The 719-nt window shown below is 53.3% G+C and carries 2 rRNA genes; both read right to left on the minus strand.

What is annotated here, in order from left to right:
* Window positions 1–87, minus strand: a 23S ribosomal RNA gene (locus tag IEW19_RS23175); the annotation flags it as partial.
* Between the two features lie 527 nt (window positions 88–614).
* Window positions 615–719 (minus strand): 16S ribosomal RNA (locus tag IEW19_RS23180); the annotation flags it as partial.

Here is a 719-nt window from a genome sequence, read left to right on the forward strand (position 1 = left end):
GACTCCCCCAGGCTTATCGCAGATTCCTACGTCCTTCTTCGGCTCCTAATGCCAAGGCATCCACCGTGTGCTCTTAAAAACTTGACCACAAAGATCAAAAAACTAATTTCGAGAGAACCACGAAACCAAACAGCAACCAACCACACCCAAAAAAGCGCAGCCAGCAAACCATCAGATCCAGGTTCATATATCTTGGAAATTGCTTCTTATACAAGATGCTCGCGTCCACTATGTAGTTCTCAAACAACAACCCCACACCACACACCCCACACACACCAAGTGTGCGTGATCGGTGCAGCAGGGAAACCAGAAACAAACAAACCCGGACAAGGAACCACCACAGCCAAAGCCACAGCAACCCCACCCGGTCCTGTTGCCTCAGGACCCAACAGTGTGCCAAACACTAAACCGCACCATCCCCACACCCACCGTTCCAGGACCACCCAAAGGCAGGTCCGTACTAGAGAAGGCAAAGAAACACCACGGCCGCTATTCGTTGATATTCCACCCATGAGCACCCGCCACGGAACAATCGTCCGTGCTACGGGCTTGCTTCCTGACAACACCACACCACCAACACGCGTCAGCAATGGGTTGTTGTAGGCGCTCCTTAGAAAGGAGGTGATCCAGCCGCACCTTCCGGTACGGCTACCTTGTTACGACTTAGTCCCAATCGCCAGTCCCACCTTCGACAGCTCCCCCCCTTACGGGTTAGGCCA

It is taken from the genome of Arthrobacter liuii (assembly GCF_014639275.1).
GTDB classification, from domain to species: Bacteria; Actinomycetota; Actinomycetes; order Actinomycetales; family Micrococcaceae; genus Arthrobacter; species Arthrobacter liuii.